At 45.9% G+C, this 15,895-nt stretch carries 10 protein-coding genes; 8 read left to right on the forward strand and 2 right to left on the reverse strand.

All coding sequences use genetic code 11. The annotated features are described in order from the left end of the window. Positions 1–702: 702 nt before the first annotated feature. The 4 genes from ACZND6_RS03825 to ACZND6_RS03840 are packed head-to-tail and all read left to right on the forward strand — an operon-like array spanning position 703 to position 7,456. Positions 703–2,646, forward strand: coding sequence for a hypothetical protein (locus ACZND6_RS03825; protein WP_486865527.1), 1,944 nt, complete (start codon positions 703–705; stop codon positions 2,644–2,646). 12 nt (positions 2,647–2,658) lie between these two features. After that, a complete protein-coding gene (locus ACZND6_RS03830) occupies positions 2,659–3,897 on the forward strand; it encodes a ribbon-helix-helix domain-containing protein (RefSeq protein WP_486865528.1) in 1,239 nt (412 codons plus the stop codon). A gap of 15 nt (positions 3,898–3,912) precedes the next feature. Next, the gene (locus tag ACZND6_RS03835; RefSeq protein ID WP_486865529.1) at positions 3,913–4,440 is read left to right on the forward strand and encodes a hypothetical protein; all 528 of its coding nucleotides are present in this window, start codon (positions 3,913–3,915) and stop codon (positions 4,438–4,440) included. 1 nt (position 4,441) lies between these two features. After that, positions 4,442–7,456: an LPD1 domain-containing protein gene (locus ACZND6_RS03840; protein ID WP_486865530.1), complete on the forward strand. Its 3,015-nt coding sequence runs from the start codon at positions 4,442–4,444 to the stop codon at positions 7,454–7,456. Positions 7,457–7,560: 104 nt separating this feature from the next. Here ACZND6_RS03840 and ACZND6_RS03845 read toward each other — a convergent pair whose 3' ends face one another. Beyond that, entirely contained in the window at positions 7,561–9,096 is a 1,536-nt protein-coding gene (locus tag ACZND6_RS03845) for an argininosuccinate lyase (RefSeq protein ID WP_486865531.1), read from the reverse strand. A gap of 136 nt (positions 9,097–9,232) precedes the next feature. Between ACZND6_RS03845 and ACZND6_RS03850 the strand changes: the two genes are divergently transcribed. After that, on the forward strand, positions 9,233–10,216 hold the full coding sequence (locus ACZND6_RS03850; protein ID WP_308513702.1) for a LysR substrate-binding domain-containing protein: 984 nt from the start codon (positions 9,233–9,235) through the stop codon (positions 10,214–10,216). Between the two features lie 339 nt (positions 10,217–10,555). On the opposite strand, the gene ACZND6_RS03855 is transcribed toward ACZND6_RS03850, so the two are convergent. Then, complete coding sequence (locus ACZND6_RS03855) at positions 10,556–10,867, reverse strand: hypothetical protein (protein WP_486865532.1); 312 nt, start codon at positions 10,865–10,867, stop codon at positions 10,556–10,558. Positions 10,868–11,236: 369 nt separating this feature from the next. On the opposite strand from ACZND6_RS03855, the gene ACZND6_RS03860 reads away from it, so the two are divergent. Genes ACZND6_RS03860 through ACZND6_RS03870 form a run of 3 tightly spaced genes read left to right on the forward strand, consistent with a single transcriptional unit; the run spans position 11,237 to position 15,876 of the window. Next, the gene (locus ACZND6_RS03860) at positions 11,237–12,274 is read left to right on the forward strand and encodes an LPD3 domain-containing protein (RefSeq protein WP_487713904.1); all 1,038 of its coding nucleotides are present in this window, start codon (positions 11,237–11,239) and stop codon (positions 12,272–12,274) included. Next, complete coding sequence (gene virB11, locus ACZND6_RS03865) at positions 12,258–13,334, forward strand: P-type DNA transfer ATPase VirB11 (protein WP_486865599.1); 1,077 nt, start codon at positions 12,258–12,260, stop codon at positions 13,332–13,334. Before ACZND6_RS03860 ends, virB11 begins: the two co-directional genes overlap by 17 nt. Then, a complete protein-coding gene (locus ACZND6_RS03870) occupies positions 13,321–15,876 on the forward strand; it encodes a type IV secretory system conjugative DNA transfer family protein (protein ID WP_489524400.1) in 2,556 nt (851 codons plus the stop codon). The genes virB11 and ACZND6_RS03870 overlap by 14 nt, the downstream gene beginning before the upstream one ends. Positions 15,877–15,895 lie beyond the last annotated feature (19 nt).

A 15,895-nucleotide genomic window follows, 5' to 3' on the forward strand; every position in this document is an offset into this window, starting at 1 on the left:
CGAACCCTTCCCGAAGGCTCCGTGCTTCAAGGCTCCTTAGCACCCTCAAGCACTTCATAACCTGATCTGCACACTCGTTGCAGATTTACTTCTTTGTATGTATTTTATCCGCACTATCAACTTCCAAAAAATTTCTGCACTGGGTCTATTGGTGCGTTTTTTTGAGAGGGCCCCGAAAGGGATCAGATACGACAAAGCCCGGTTGGGCCCGGGCTTTGGTGAATCTAAAAATTCTTATGAGGGATGAGATGGTGTGCACATTTCTAACCTCGGGGGAGATTATATCTCATAACACGGTTGTCTGGACAGGCGATGTCAATCTTGGATACAAGATTGTGCTTGTTCTGGTGTTGTGGGCTGTAATCCGCACGAAGCTCTAAGAGCAGAAAAGAGGCCGATTCCGTAAGGGGTCGGCCTTGTGCGTTTCAGAGATTAAGCAGCAAACCGATTCTTCCAACAAGTCCGCTAAAAACGTGAAATAATTAACAAGATAAAGTTTGACAATTAGTTCGTAAACGTCTGCACAAGAAGTCCCGCCAAGATTTTTTGATTTAAGCGTTATGAACTTCGTTAATGCAGCTGGACTCCATGCCTGTCGGGAAGTCCCGCAGGTCATCCTGTCATTTCCCTATTCTAAAAAACTTCTCTTTTCTGCCGTAAAAGCCGTCACGAGCCTCAGAACCTCTTGCCCGGAGGTGTCCTATGGACTTTAACTTAAAAGCGTTAGGAGCGGAGACGGTCATGGTTGACAGACGGCTTGCCGCTAGACTCGTTGAAGCGGAACTTCTTCTGAGAGACGGTGAAAAACTGCCATATGCAGAGGAACTAAATCAGTTTATCCGTCAAAACAGCTTTATCGGCGTTAATCCTTCAGAGCGTTTATTCGCTAAATGTGCCGTCACCGGAAAAAATGCTGAATGCATTGGAGTGATGGTTAAGCCGAGAGAGATAGTGCTTGCCGAAGAGGTCTATTACCGACTGCAAGAACTGGAAACAGCAGAAAGCATTCAAAAGGAATACTTAAGAAAATCCAAAGACGGCACTCCTGTCAGGCCTTTGTATGAGGTTCGCGCCGATTATGCGGACAATCCTTCTCTCTCTGAAGAAGAAAACCGCTTTATAGATAGAATCCGACCTCGAGAATATTGCTTTGAAGCCTTGAACGCTTCTGAAGCAACAAGAATTCTGGGAGGTCATGAATATGCCTTTTTCAGCCGAGTCCATCAATTTCTTAAAGAAGAAAAAGAAGCGGGAATTATTGAAGACATCAGCTCCCGCGCAGTCTCCATACCGGGATTTTCGGATTTCTGCGGTGTTCGGTACGGTAATTTATTTATAAAGACTGATTTCATTAAGAATCCCGTTAAGTCGTGCGTTTACGAAAAAGATAAAAAGGCATGGAACTTAACGCTAGAACCGAAAAAACTTTTGAAGTACGACCTAGGGGCAATACAGAAAAACGTCGAAAATCTTCTTGAAATCGGTTATCGTCGCCTGACAAAAATCGAAAGTTTCTGGACAACAGAGGCATTGCCGGAAGTAAAGAAATTCTTCGACAGCTTTAAGACTGATTCCGTCAATCTTCAGGTTGGTGAGAAAGACAGCTCTCTTGAAACCGTCATTCTCAATAACTGCGACCAAAAGGTTTTTGACAAACTTCCCTTAGAGGAAAAAATCGGGATTGACTCTCTCCGTTTTCATCCGAAATTAAATTCCGACGAGATTGAACCTCAGTCTTTGGACGATAAACCCGATTGTGTTCTGAAGGTTGGTTTTTCATTAAATGAAAAGGAAGCTGCGAAGCTGCCGGAAGCAGTAAGAGAATTGGTTAAAAGAATCTCGGATGTGGAGGTCAGGCATACCGTCGAAGACGATAACGGGGTACGGTCATTTGTCAACCATGACAAACAGCTGCTTCAGGAATTGTTTACTGAAGCTGCCGAAAAACAAGGGGTCGGCACGAAGGGTTTAGACCTTTTTTCCGGGAGCAATCCGGTATTGAAAGAAAAACTCGAAATTTCTTACGGGTCAATGTCTTTGCCTCTGGATAACCTTTCAAAGCCTCCGATTTCAATTTCCGGCATTCAGACATTCAACGAAGAAAAAGGCTGTTATGAAGCCGAATATATTCCCCGTCATCTTTATGGCACCAAAGCCTTAAGAGATGCATTTAAACAACTGGGAATGGACGACGGCAAACCCTTCCCGTTTTCTGATACGGCACTTAAATCCGGCCTTGACAGGAAGGTATTGGAAGAAGCCGCAGAAATGGTCAGGAAAACCGTCAAAGAAGACATCGAAGACTTCAGGTTTTCCTTTGAGAGTCAAAAACTCTTTATTCCAAAAGGCGCCAAAGATTTTACGGATGCGCTGCGCTTCACCGTCGAAGTCAAATCTGTCGAGCTCGCTAAAGAGATGCTGGAACGAAAAAAGGAAGCCCCTCTGAGAAAGGAGCACAGGGAAAGCATTGAAAAGATTGTCGGCAGTTTTTCAAAGAGCCGGGAATTTCAGGAGCATCCGCAACTGTCGGAAGCTCTGAAAAACAGGCTTGAAGAAAAGTTCAAAGCAGCCGAAAAAGCAGGTATCCGGCTCGATCTGCGCCACAGGGACGACCCAAAGAAGCAATCCCAAGATCTCGAACGTTAAAGGTTAAACAAAATGAACTACGAAGAAAAAATCGAATATGCGGAACCGCTCGTTATTGAAAAGCGACTCATGCAGCAGCTGATCGACCCCGGCACCGATATCCGGCCTCTTAATGCCGAGGCTGCGGAAATATTTCTTGCCGAGTATGAGGTACTTAGATTTGAGAATCCGCTGGAAACTCAAATTTGCAAACCTTTTTGCGGAGAAAAAGAAACCGAATGTGTCACGGCACTGGCGGTGAAGAAGGAAACGATCAAAAAGATTGATGCGCTTGAGCACGATTTAGATGAAGCAAGACAGAACCAATGGCGCACCGAGTACCTCCAAGACTGTAAGTCCGGGATGGAGGTCAAACCTCTTTTCGGCGTTGATATCGAGTACGACAACATTCCATGGGAGAACCCGCTTGATGAAGAGGAAATGGATTATTTGACCCAGATAACGCCTACGTCTTTTGTGCTTGATCCAAAAGGGGAACCGGGCAGAATTGATCAGCTGGACTCGGCTCTGATAACAAAGTTCGGCGCATTTCTCAATAGGAAAAACGGAGAAATTGAAGATGACAAATATTACTGCGCTCCGGAGTTTCGCAGAAATGAGGTGTGTTATTACGGCTCTTTGAGATTTCACCTCCACGAAGTCGGAGAGCCGGTGAAATCATTCGGAAACTGGAACGAACAAACAAAAACATGGAGCGGCGTATTCGATCTTTCTCAATTAAACGCGGACGACAAAGAGGACATTAAAGACGCTCTGGAAGAACTTCCAGAGAAATTATCTCAGGAGAAAGTTTTTCAGGGCGCTAAAGAGGACGAGCTTTTCTGGAGAGAAAGCGTGACTGCTCCGATAGAACAAACGCTGCGGCTGCTTGAAGAACCGAAAAAAGAAATCAAACTTCAGGTAAAAGAGAAGGATCTCAGCATGGCGGATGTTTTGGAGCGGAGCATCCGGGAAAAAGCCGAAGAGCGATGGAAGGCCATTGAGACCGAGCGCAACCAGTCCAAAGCAGTTTTAACACCGGAAAACAGAAAGGTATTCGACGTCCTGTTTGAAGCTTATGTTGCGACCGAAGAACTTCAAAAGCACCCTAGATTGCAGAAGGCGCTGGAAAAACAACTTCTCAGTGTCTTTGTAGCGGCCCAAAAAAAAGGTATTACCGTCGGACTTAATGAATATTCAATGGACGCGCCGAGCAGAAATCAAACGATCATTCAGGTCAAGCAGCCCGCCCGCGACCGGGAAAAACAATAAGAACAGGAGGAGAAGATGGCAATCAGTTTTAAAGAACAAATTGACAACTTCAGCAACGATTTTTATATCAACACGGCCTACATTCCCTACATCGTCAACGGGCCGGATTGCGCAGACGGTTTGTCTGCGGATGAATTGAAAAAGATTGATGACTTCCTCGATAAATGGTCATATGTCGATTGTTCGGAGGCAATGCTCGATTCACCGGACTTCGGTGAATGCCATATCTGCGGTATGCAAGCAGCGGTGACTAAGGCCACTTTTATCAATAAAGAGGCTGTCCGGGAAGAAGAGCAGCGAAGAGAAACCGATGAGAAGCTATCGGAGCTTTCCTCGGAAAATGCCGAAACCTTTAAACAAGTCTATGAATCCCACGTTTCGCGTCCCGAATTTAAAGAGCATCCGCGCATGAGAGAAATCTTCAGGGCAAAACTCGCCGATGTTTTTGTGGACGCAGAGCGCCGAGGAATTGTTTTAAAGCCCGAGGAACGCGCCATTGATTCAAATCTCAACAAACCTAACAAGAACGACATGGAGAGATAGCATGGCCCAATTATTGCCCGAACAACTCGAATTTGATTTTTTTGCTCCTCCTGCCCCGGAAAAACTCAAGCAGTCTGAGAACAAGGCTAAATCAACTGCATTCAAAGACACAGACATTTTGAAATTTCAATTAAATAAAGACGGCAGCCGTAAACTCGAGGATTTCGGAGAGGACCTTAACAACACGAGAAAAGGAAGGTCGGTTCACAAAAAAGGCGACCCTTATCAATTTCTCACTGCATCTCAGGATGAGATTGAAGAACGACTGGCTACAGAGTCGCTGGATAGAGTCTGGCCTAAAGAGGCCGTTTTCGATCTGCACAAACAAAACCCAAAAGCAGCGGCTTGTCTTTGGATTGTCAGAGCTTCATTGAACGGACGGCGCCCCCCGAAAAGTTCCAGCAAATACGGGCGTTATAAGTACATTGCTTCGACCGCTATTGCCCTGCATCGTCAGGTTGTAACCGGAAAACTTGCCCCGGAAGCAGAAGTCGAAGCCTTTGATCGTTTTTATGAAGCACGGGATAAATATGAAATCTTCTCCCACATTTCTCCGAAGTATTGGCCTTTTATCAGTGCAAACAGCATCGGAGACGCAGCCAATATGTGTCGATGGAATAACCTCGAACTCTCGGACGGTTCCGACATCAATTCTTACCGCTTCCAATGCACTTTTCCGGGAAGCATGGACAGCGAACATTTATGTTTAAAAAACTCCGACGGTAAACTTTATCCCTACTATGCGATAGCAGTCGGCAACAGCGAGAAAGAATTTGAGGCAAATATTGAAAAGCAGCTTAATGCAACTTTCGGAAAACTGCTTAAAGCACCGGGCCAAGCCGAAAAAACTCTGGAATCCAAGCCCAAACCTGAATTACCCGTAAAGCTCTACGGACGCGGTATCAGTAAGACTCATACTTACGAGGTGTACGGCAAATCCGGCTCGATTGAGTTTCAGCTTACTGACAAGATTGCTTTTGAATCCGATGACGCTTTCTGGAAGTATGTTAATGAACACAGAGGGGAGCTGGAAGGAAAATACCGGGCTTTCAGAGAAGAATTTTCGAGAAGCGAAAAGGATTGGAGAAGCGGAAACCCGATCAGAGATCGAGTGGGGCCGGATTACCGTCAAGGGAAGGACGCCACACCGGAAATGTTTCAAGAGACCTTCGGATTCCGAGGTGTTGAGTTCGGAAACTGGGTCAAACAAGGAAAAAACGGCAGGGAACGGCAATGGATGCTCAACAATGCTTATGACTCCCTCATGGATCTCTCAAAGATATTGGACATTCCTCCGAAGGCCGTTGCTTTGGACGGTGGTTTAGGGCTTGCCTTCGGCTCTCGCGGTCACGGAGCAGCTTCGGCGCATTATGAAGTGGCGAATCGCGTTATCAATCTCACCAAAACCAAAGGCTACTCAAGCCTTGCGCATGAGTGGTTTCATGCGCTCGATCACTATTTGATGAGAACAAATTACCAAGAAATTCAAGACCCGGAAAGGCGCTACTTGAGCCAGCAGGTCGATTCCTCAATAACTGTTCAGCTAACGGAAGACGCAAAAAAAGAAATTTTCAAGCGTGCCGAGCCAGTTTACCGTTCTGCAAAATGGATTCCGGCCCAAGTGGAGTATTTAATAAAAAACGATTCAAAAAACTTTGAGGCCGCGATTAAATGCGCACAAGGTGATACCGATTCCTTCAGTATTGAAGTGAATTATCAGGAGCGCACGAACTCAGCCAACAAGAAGATGATGTTTGAGTTCACCCGAAAAGACATTAACGTTAAAGAAGTCGGCCAAAACAATGTTATCCGCTTCCCGCTGCATGATGCATGGGCCGAAACCATCAATGCCATCCGGGAGAGCGATATGCACAAACGTATGACGCGTAAGAGCGACTATTGGCATTCCAAAGCTGAGGAAGCCGCCCGCAGCTTTGAGGGTTTTGTCGAGCTGCGCTGCAAGGAAATCGGCATAACAAACGACTTCCTTACAAACGGCGCCTACACTGAAAAAACTCTCGGCAAAGAAGGTTTTTATCCTTACTTAGACGGAAAAGACGTTGAGAAAGTAACGAACGGATTCAAGAGAATTTTCAAGGTTATTAAAACCAAAGAAACGGATAAAGGCGTGGCTCTTTTCTCCAAGGCCAATCAGGAAAGCCTGAAGACACCCAAGGCCGAGATCCGAGAGGCCTTAATTAAAGCGTTCGGAAAAGAAGGTCTCGTTAATCTCGTCAACAACAACCGCTTTTACTTGGCGCAAACGGAGTACGAAGCACTGACCGTTGCTTCGATAGAACAGGAAAAAAAGCAGGGATTCTCGACTATTGCGCTGCCCCAAGATCCGACACGGATTCTCGGATTCCACGACAAAGTAAATCACCGGACATTTCTCATTGCCGACAACCTCAAACCGGAGACCGCTTGCGCGGTGATGCTGCATGAGGTCGGCGTTCACATGGCTGCCGATTCCACTCTAAGAGCAAAGACCCGGAAGCTGATTGATACGGCTGTAAATCTCTATGAAACGGGATTAAAAACTGAAGACACTCTGATGAAGACCGTTAAAAACCGCCTTCAGGAAAGCAGAATCTCCCGCAGTTCCTTTGATTACCGGGAAGAAGTCTGCGGATATCTTGTCGAAGAAGCGGCAAAAGCTCAGGCCCGAGCTCCGGCTGTCGTCCGATGGTTTAACGACGTTAAATCTACAGTCAACGTCTGGTTGGTCGAGCACGGCGTCAGAGATACCAGCAAGCTCTCAGCGCTCGATCTCGCGACGATAGCCAAATCTAACGTCAAAGAAATCTCGAAGATGCCGCAGGAGCATGAACTAAGTCCGAAAGGCCGCGAGATTCTTGCAAAGCACGTTCAGGCTTTGTCGTCTAAGTATTCAAAGCTTTCGGATGCTGAAGCTGAAATCAAGGGACTCTACAAACGATTTACCGAACTGGAACAAGTCGGAAAACCGCTACCGGAAGTTCCGAAAGCGAAAAAGACAAAAGAACCTGAGAGATAGGGGGAAAAACATACACCTGAAAACAGCTGACCTAAAGGGCTCTATGCAACATCCCCGCTGCGAGGATCTACACTGCGGGGATGTTTTAACAGAGTGATTGACACCTATCGATTAAGATCTAATGATCTGTCAGTTTTTTTAGCCTCCTCTTTTGGGAGAATTTTTTGGAAGTCACCATCTAGTTTTTGCAACGCATTTGATATTGTGGCAACGTTGTCTTTTGCCCAATTAAGCTGAGACTGAATGGATTTCTCCATACTTGCAAGATTCTTATTAAGTTCGGCCGGTTGCGGACCTCCTGTAGTTTTGCGATTTTGAATAATTTTGACGGGATTCAACGTATCCTTAAATTGACTTTCGGGCATTGGACACAGTGGATTACCTTGCGGGTATTCCTTCTTAATTACTTCAGCATAGATTCGTTTTACCTCAGAATAGGGAAAATCTGCCGGCTTAATACCGTTCGCTTTGGCGTAACTAACAATTTCACTTGCAATATGGTGGCCTACTCTAAAAGGTAATTTATAGTCACGCATGAAAACGTCAGCTACTTCCTGACTAGCAGTCCAGTCCGAATTCAACTCTTCCAAAGCACGTTCGGGATTGATTTTTAAAGCAGCGATTACTCGCCTAACCTGACTTAACATAGCAAGGGTTTCTTTCACTCGGCCGGATGTGTCTTCAACATTACGAGCATCGCTCATACCCGGAATGATATTGTGCGCAAGCCAAACAGCCTGTTGCGCATCCGAAATGACACGACTAGCGTTTGTACGGGTACGGATCATCAGTCCCGGATTACGTTTCTGTGGCATTGCCGATGAAACATAAGTATTCTCTCCACCCTCTTGCAGTAATATCCACGGCCTTGGCTGAGCGTACTGCACACTCAAGTCCTGTATAAAGGTTCCAACGTGAAGTGCAATGCTCGTTAAAATTGAAGAGAACTCGACTGCGTCATCGTTGGACTTAAACTGGCCCGCGTCATAGGCATTTTCAACCGGGGCTTTAAAACCCAAGTAATGAGCCATTCTTTCACGATTTAGCGGCCAACTTGTGCCGTTAAGTACAGTAGTACCCATAGCACAGTAATTTAAGCGATCATAAAAATTTTCAATTCTTTCTGCGTCTCTTCTGAAGGCAGAAAGCAAACCAAGAAGATAATGTGCGTAACTGTTAGGTTGAGCCGCAACGCCATTTGTGTAATTTGGAACAATCGTATTTTTATTTTTCTCTGCAAGGTTAAGCAGAGACTGCATCGTATTGCTCAAAGAAACCATCAGTTCCAGAGCTTCATCTCTTAAAATGGCTGCGCGATAGGTAGCGTGCATATCTTGGCTCGATCTTCCGATATGAAGCATGGTGACATCCATTCCGGCAGCTTTGATAAGGAGCGGCTCGAAAGCGATAACTTTCTTCGGACGTTTTGCGCCGGGTTTACTCCCGTTTGTTATAACCTCTTCGATGCCTCTGGCTATTTTCGGTGTCACGGCTTTATCCAGTAAACCTTCTTCACTGTTAATTACAGCAGTAGCCTTATTCATTTCGCCAAGCCAAAAGAATTCATCTCGTTCTGCTGCGTTTGCGGCTAATGAAAATAAAGCGCAAAAAACAATTGCGAAAGATTTTCTTAATTTCATAATTCCTCCTGAAAGTAACAGTTTGAATATAACTATCCAAAAAAAAATCTTGTCGCTAATTTTCATTTTTTAAAATTGGGTGGGGATAATATGAAAATAATTAATATGTTTTGTTTTTTCTTAATTTGGATTTCTTGTGAACCCCTTCAATGATATTGAGACTTGGCAGACTCTTCTTTGCTTATCGGAAGGGAGACAACTCAATCAAATCGCTCATGAGAATGAGATCAGTCTTGCTGCGCTCATCCGAAGAATTCGTACCATTGAAAATACATGGGGTGTGAAGTTGCTTTCGACGAATAGACCAATTCGTCTTACCTCAGCAGCAGTCAATTTTTTGCCGGAAATCCGAACATTATGTGAGAGCCACAGGAAACTACAACACCGCTTTGAGACAGCTAAAGATTATCACTCCAGTCTCTCCGGCCAGATCCGTTTTGCAGTCGCTGCTGGTTCTCTCGGTAGCCAGAATACCCATCGCTTGCTGATGGAATTTTCAACCCAGCATAAAGGAATCGAATTTCAGACAGAAATAGGACCTAATCTCAATAAAGTCCTAAACGGGACATGCGATGTTTCGACATTCACCGGTAATTTAGAGCTAAGCGGATTGGAAGCGATTCCGAGAGGACGGGCGAAATATTTTGCACTTGCTTCTCCCTCCTACATAAAAAAATTTGGTTATCCACATCATCCTTCAGAGCTCTCACAACATTTCTGTGCTGTTTTTTGCGGAGCTTCTAGAGCCCGTACAGAATACCTACAGAAAGCCAAAGAAAAAAGAATAGTGACCTACGGCAAAACAGTTACTTCGACTGATGTTTTATTTCTTAAGCATATTGTTCTTCAAGGAGAGGCCTTAATCGTAGACTTACCGGTAGGCCACTGCGCAAAAGAAATTAAACTAGGTCATTTGGTACCGGTTTTAGACGGGTGGCACCGGAATTCTGAACCACTATGGATCGTAACATCAGAAAATAAATGGAAAGATCCAAAAATACGCATTTTTATGAAATGGTACGCGACGGCTTGGTCCGAAATGCTCCAAAAAGCCGAGGATTCTTTGCGAAATTGTCTGAACGACGTGTTCATTGAAGAAATTCTTGATTCAACACCTTAGAATAACCCCGGCTAAATATTTGCTTCTATATGCTTCTTTTTTTCAGAAGTGGTCTAGCCGCTTAGCCAAACGGCTCGGCTAAGAAGCCCCTGTTTGATGGCTTTATTTCAAATTTAATGAATTTACTTTTTCGCTATGATTTGCTGTGTGGAGGTTTACGGCATCTACAAAATCAACAGTCAAAAGATTAAAAGAACAAACAAGACTGGGCGTCCGTCCGGGAACACCCGGCCCAAGAGGTTGCTAGAGCTAAAAGGCTAAAGGCTCAGCACGTTGTAAAACCGGTCAACCGACCAACGAACGCCTCATAGAAAGGTGTGGCCGGAATAAACAAGCAGATTACAAGTAGAACAGGCAGCAATAGATAAACAAAAAGATCGGAGAAAGGCATAAAAGCAGAAAGGCCCACCAGAAGAGAAGAAGGACAAGCTGCAAGCAGTAGACCGCAAGAAAGGGTGTTAGCTTACAGAATGCTAAAAGCCAGCCGTCATCCTTTTCTAAAAACGGAGGCCACCACGGGATAAGCAACATCATCGTGAGACTGAGACCGTCGCCGGAACCAGTCCTATTTCTCCCGCTTTTGCACACTTCGTAGGCTCCCGCCATTTGAGCAGGAGTCAGACCGGAACCTCCACCAAAAATGCCTAACATTTAAACCTCCCTCTCTATAAATAATATTTTAAGTCTTGAGGGCTAGTAAAAGCCGGAGCCGGTTCATCCCCGCTTGCGCTGGGTACTACTCAAACTTGGGATTAGCTTGCGTTCCGCCGATTTATTCGGTGCCAAGGAGTCAGGTGCATGATTGTCTCCTGACCTTGATGCTTCGGTTACACCAAACTCTTGACCCCAGCCGGTCGGAAAAAAACAAACCGAATCCAACCCGGAAAACACGCACGAGTCCTTAGGCAATTTCGGATCATACCTGAATCAGCAGCTGTAAGTTCCCGTATTGCCGTTTTTGCTACAATAAACGGGTGAGTCTGCAAGTGTCCCGCCAAAACATTTGCTCGGTTCAACATAATGACTTCAAATCCCAATTTGGCGGAAGACGATACAACCCCGGCGAAGCGTTCGTGCCTTTTAGAAAATTCGTGGAAATTCGGACCTACAAGGTTTGCTGTTTCTGAGAAAATCCAAATCATCCGGCTCTCTGAAACCGATCCGATTTCCAATAAAAAAGACGCTATCAATAAACTGGTCGATGCGCTGGGAAATGGCGTAGTCAATCAGGACACAGGTTTCTTATTGCAAAGCTCTAGAAGTGACGCTAAGAAAACATTATTCAGAAAAGACATCGACTCTCCGATTGTAAGGTGTATTTATTCTCAGGCACGAGATTTAGCACAAAAGTCTGTCCTAATTGAATCCCACGGTGACATTCTTCATGACAATACTCAAGTGCAGGCTATCCATATTTTTGCCGCCGGAGCCTTGGTTGAGAACAGATTGTTCCGAGTTGAGCTGACCGTCAGAGATTATGTTGAAACCGATCATGAAAGAAAAATGGTTCACTCAATAGACGGTGTTGAAATAAAAGAAGTAGATAAAAACAAGGCATCCGTCTGGGAACCCCCGGCCCAAGTGTTTCCTGAAAAAAACCTCTTGCAAAAAACCGGTCAACCAACCAACGGATGCCACGCTCATATTTTAAAAGAAATTAAAGAAAATATCACTATTGAACAACTTTTACACTCTTACATCCGCGCTGACGGAAAGGCATATTTTGAGGCAGTTGACACAGAAGAATACGGCTCCGACGGTGTTTATCAGAGTTTGGTCAGAAGAAAGTATGTAGCCTCCAAATTGACGGATCTTCTTACCGGTTTGCAAAGAAAGAATGGAATTGCCGTATCGGATTCGGCAAAAAAAGAAATTTACATTCAAATTGAGAAAGTATCTGAACCATTCTGGAAATCCTCGGATCAGCTTTCCATTGATTTTCAAAGTTTGAAAAAAATACTTCTTAGCAAAGATTTCGATAAGAACGTTCTTTTGAAAAACTTTATTAAAACCCAGCGAAATCGAATTTTGGGAGGAACCAATGAGCTCTCCCGTTGAAAAAGACCTGACGGTTCGTGTGCAACTCCAAAAAGGACTGCAAAAGTATCTTGACCGCAGCGATATAACGGAAATTGCCGTGAATCGCCCCGGCTTCGTGTGGGTTGAGGAGTCCTCCGGGTGGCGATGCTATGAAGACAAAAATTTCACCTACGATTACCTTGCCAAGCTCGGAAACGTCTGCGCTGTTTACGGAGGAGAGAATAAAACGCTCGACTCCGCTCATCCGGTGCTCTCCGTGGAACTCCCGGACGGTGAACGTGCCCAGTTCGTGATGCCTCCGGCGTGCAAGAACGGGACCATCAGCCTTACGGTCAGAAAAATCTCGAAGCACGTTATCGGACTGGATTCTTACATTCAGAACGGATATTTCTCGCACATCCGCCCCAAAGACTCTCTTAACCCGATAAACGAAGAGTTATCTGCGCTTTACGAGGAGGCTTTTGACGACACTAAAACGCCGGATGCCCTCAACCTTCTCCGGGCAGAATTTTTAAAGCGCTGCGTGGAAACCGGCAAAACAATAGTTATTGCCGGAGAAACCGGTTCAGGTAAGACTACGTTTATGAAAGCTTTGATGCAGCATATTCCGACGGATCAGAGAATTATTACGATTGAAGACGTACCTGAGCTTCTTTACGGACTCCCAAAGCACGAAAACCAAGTCAACCTCTTCTACCCGTCTGAAGCAACGGATAAATCAACGGTAACCGCTGCAAGCCTCATGCGTTCGTGTCTCAGAATGAAGCCCGACCGTATTCTGCTTGCCGAGCTGCGCGGGGGAGAGACTTTCGACTTTCTGAATGTGTGCCTTTCCGGGCATTCAGGTTCAATTACAAGCTGCCACGCCGGAAGCTGCGGACAGGTTTTTGACTATTTGGCGCTCAAAGTTCTTCAGTCTTCAACGGGACGCGAGCTGCCTTATGCGGTTATTCAGCAGCTTTTGCATCAGGTCATTGACGTGATAGTTCACGTCCACCGAAACAGAACTTTCGGACGTCATATCACTGAGCTTTTCTTCAACCCTCATACTGAGGAGACAAAGAATGAAAGCCTCTAAGACGCTTCTGAAAATCCTCTTTGTTGTTATCGCAGCCCTGCTTTGCGCGCTGGTCATTCTTTTTATCAGCAGTTTCGTATTCATGCGGATTTTCAATCTTCCGCTGGAAGCGTGCCGCCCGTGGACGATCATCCAATACTTTATGATGTACCGCCACGCTCCCGACAAAGCGGTGCGCCTTGCCGTTCACGGGTGCCTTTTTCTGCCGTGGATTGCGCTGGTCGGTGTCGGCATTGCAATCGTGATTAATCGAGACAAACGTGCTCTGCACGGGGCGGCAAGATTTGCCAATCTTGGCGAAGTGAGACAATCCGGCCTGATTGATCCTCCGGGCGGTCTTGATAAAACCATTCTGGTCGGAAAGTACAAAAACAACTATCTGACCTATGCCGGATACCAGTTTGTTCTGCTTGCTGCGCCTACCCGAAGCGGTAAGGGCGTCGGTATTGTTGTTCCGAATTGCCTCAACTATTCCGATTCTCTGGTCGTTCTCGATATTAAAGGTGAAAACTTTGATATCACGTCAGGTTTCAGAAAAGCGTGCGGACAGGAAGTCTATTTGTTTTCGCCTTATGCGGATGACGAAAAAACCCATCGCTACAACCCGCTGGATTACATCAGCAGCAGCCCTGCCGAACGGCTCGGCGACATTGATGCCATCGGTCAGGCGCTTTATTCGGGTGAAAACAACAACGACAAGTTTTGGAGTGAAAATGCCAAAGACTTTTTTCGCGGCGTAACTCTGTTCGTTCTGGAAACACCCGGACTGCCCCATACTCTGGGAGAAATTCTCAGGCAGGCTTCGGGCAAAGGAAAGCCGGTTAAAGAACACCTCCTCGGAAAACTAAAAGAGGCTCAGGATGCCGGTCATCCCTACTCGAACAACTGCGTTGATGCGCTCAATCGCGTCTTGAGCAACTCGGACAATACTCTTGCCGGTATTATCGCGACGTTCAATACTGCGCTTTTGTCCTTCCAGAATCCGAAGGTGGATTTGGCAACGAGCGCCTCGGACTTCGATTTGAGAGAAGTCCGGCGCAGACGAATGAGCATTTATTTCAAGATCGAGCCTACAAAACTCAAAGACGCCCGGGTGCTCATCAACCTCTTCTTCGATCAGCTCTTAAACCTGAATACCCGGAAACTGCCGTCTCAGGACAAAACGCTCAAGTACCAATGTCTTGTACTTTTAGACGAGATGACATCCATCGGCACAGTCAACATGATTAAACAGGCTGTTTCCTATATGGCCGGTTACAACATGAGACTCTTGACCATCATTCAAAACAAGTCGCAGCTTGAGGATGTTTACGGCAAAGCCGGTGCCGTAACGCTTTTGTCGAACCATGCTTTGATGATTATGTATGCCCCGAGCCCGGCCACCCAATCGGATGCGAATGAATATTCGGAAATGCTGGGATATGAGACCGTCAAATCAAAGTCCAAGTCCCACAGCAAGGGCGGCAACTCCACCAGTGAATCCGATCAGAAGCGCGCCCTGATGCTTCCGCAGGAAATCCGGGAACTCGGCAAAGACAATGAGATCGTAACGCTTGAAAATACCAAGCCCATTTTCTGTCAGAAGATTAAGTATTACCTCGATCCAGCTTTTAGGGAAAGAGCGAATTGGGCGGTTCCCGAGATTCCGCAGCAGGACGTTGAACTTTTCGTTGCACAAATGGAGCAGCGGATAAAAACCGCCTCAGCAGCCGACTTAAATGAAACGAATGCTGCAAGCCGTATAGTCACCGGTAATACCGAACTACCGGACGATATGAAATCGGTACCTGACAACCAGTGGTCCGAAGATCAGGTTAATTGCTACATTGAAAATCTGATCTCCAACGAGATTGTCAAAAAGTCGATTTCCAATTTTGATGCTCTTGATGGGATCAGCGCAGCTTCTGCATCGGCTCAGACCGACGTTCTGCGTCAAATGAATAGTGCCGCAGCACCCGGCACCGAAAACGCCCGGCAGATTTTGTCCGACTTGACTGAAGAAGAAGCAAACGTCAGCCCAACCTCGGAAAGCAGCAATGAAGACGAAACCTCCGAAAGCTCGGAAGAATCCGATACCGCACTTTTGGCTTCTCTTGAAGAATTTTCCGATGAGTCTGATTCGGAAAACAGGGTTGAATCCATTGCCATTCACGCGGACATAGAAGAAACGCATTTAAGTGAAATAACCGAGCCGGACACGGAGCCGGAAGAGACCTCTGCGGCGACGCAAAACGTTACGGACATTACTGCCAACATCACAGCAGATGTCACTGCCGACTGGGACGAAAAACGCTGTGCGGACTTTGCGGCCTCTTTGATTTCACAAATCAAGCTACAGATGAAAGAACAAAAAGTTTCCGACGCGTCCGTTCAGGAAGCTTTTCCGGTTGAACAAAAAACCGAACCTACCGGCAGCGAAACTCCTATGCCCAAGGACGAAGGTGACAAACAGAAAGAATACTTCAGACACGTACAAAAAATTAGAAACGCTTATCGGAAAGTCGCGAAGAATCCGCTTGCTTCGCGAAGAAAAATTTCCTAACAAAAGCGGGCAGCAACTC

This window comes from Parasutterella sp. (assembly GCF_057870745.1).

Coding starts and splice junctions, on each gene's coding strand:
- ACZND6_RS03870 (WP_489524400.1), top strand. CDS start 13,321: ATGAAAGCCTCTAAGACGCTTCTGAAAATCCTCTTTGTTGTTATCGCA.
- ACZND6_RS03835 (WP_486865529.1), top strand. CDS start 3,913: ATGGCAATCAGTTTTAAAGAACAAATTGACAACTTCAGCAACGATTTT.
- ACZND6_RS03825 (WP_486865527.1), top strand. CDS start 703: ATGGACTTTAACTTAAAAGCGTTAGGAGCGGAGACGGTCATGGTTGAC.
- ACZND6_RS03840 (WP_486865530.1), top strand. CDS start 4,442: ATGGCCCAATTATTGCCCGAACAACTCGAATTTGATTTTTTTGCTCCT.
- ACZND6_RS03830 (WP_486865528.1), top strand. CDS start 2,659: ATGAACTACGAAGAAAAAATCGAATATGCGGAACCGCTCGTTATTGAA.
- ACZND6_RS03860 (WP_487713904.1), top strand. CDS start 11,237: ATGACTTCAAATCCCAATTTGGCGGAAGACGATACAACCCCGGCGAAG.
- virB11 (WP_486865599.1), top strand. CDS start 12,258: ATGAGCTCTCCCGTTGAAAAAGACCTGACGGTTCGTGTGCAACTCCAA.
- ACZND6_RS03855 (WP_486865532.1), bottom strand. CDS start 10,867: ATGTTAGGCATTTTTGGTGGAGGTTCCGGTCTGACTCCTGCTCAAATG.
- ACZND6_RS03845 (WP_486865531.1), bottom strand. CDS start 9,096: ATGAAATTAAGAAAATCTTTCGCAATTGTTTTTTGCGCTTTATTTTCA.